Genomic DNA, 649 nt, shown 5'->3' on the forward strand with positions numbered 1-649 from the left:
CGCGGTGGTCGGGGGCGTGCGCGAGGTCGTCGGGCACTTCGACTGGACGGGGCCCGTCGGCGCCACCTTCCCCGGAGTGATCGCCGACGGCACGGCGCGCACCGCCGCCAACGTCGACAAGAGCTGGGTCGGCACGGACATCGAGAAGCTGGTCTCCGACCGCCTCGGCGGTGTCCCGGTGACGGTCCTGAACGACGCGGACGCGGCGGGCGTCGCCGAGATGCACTTCGGCGCGGGCCGCGGCCGCACCGGCACGGTCATCCTGCTCACCTTCGGCACGGGCATCGGCAGCGCGCTCTTCACCGGCGGCCGTCTCGTCCCCAACACCGAGCTCGGCCACCTGGAGCTGCGCGGCCACGACGCCGAGAAGAAGGCGTCCTCCAAGGCGCGCGAGGACGAGGACCTGACCTGGGAGCACTGGGCGCGCCGCGTCCAGCGCTACCTCGCGCACGTGGAGATGCTGTTCTCGCCGGAGCTGTTCATCATCGGCGGCGGCGTGAGCCGCAAGGCGCACAAGTTCCTGCCGCTGATCGAGGGCGTCGCGGCGGAGATCGTCCCGGCGCAGCTGCAGAACAACGCGGGGATCGTGGGGGCGGCGATGGCGGCGGCGGGCGAGGCGTAGTCGCCGGGGACGGCGGCGGGCGAGGGC

At 73.7% G+C, this 649-nt stretch carries 1 pseudogene; it reads left to right on the top strand.

From position 1 onward, the window contains the following. Nucleotides 1-622, top strand: a pseudogene (gene ppgK, locus AOK22_RS30830) (polyphosphate--glucose phosphotransferase); the annotation flags it as partial. Nucleotides 623-649 lie beyond the last annotated feature (27 nt).

The organism is Streptomyces silaceus, assembly GCF_001419745.1.
Taxonomy (GTDB): domain Bacteria; phylum Actinomycetota; class Actinomycetes; order Streptomycetales; family Streptomycetaceae; genus Streptomyces; species Streptomyces silaceus.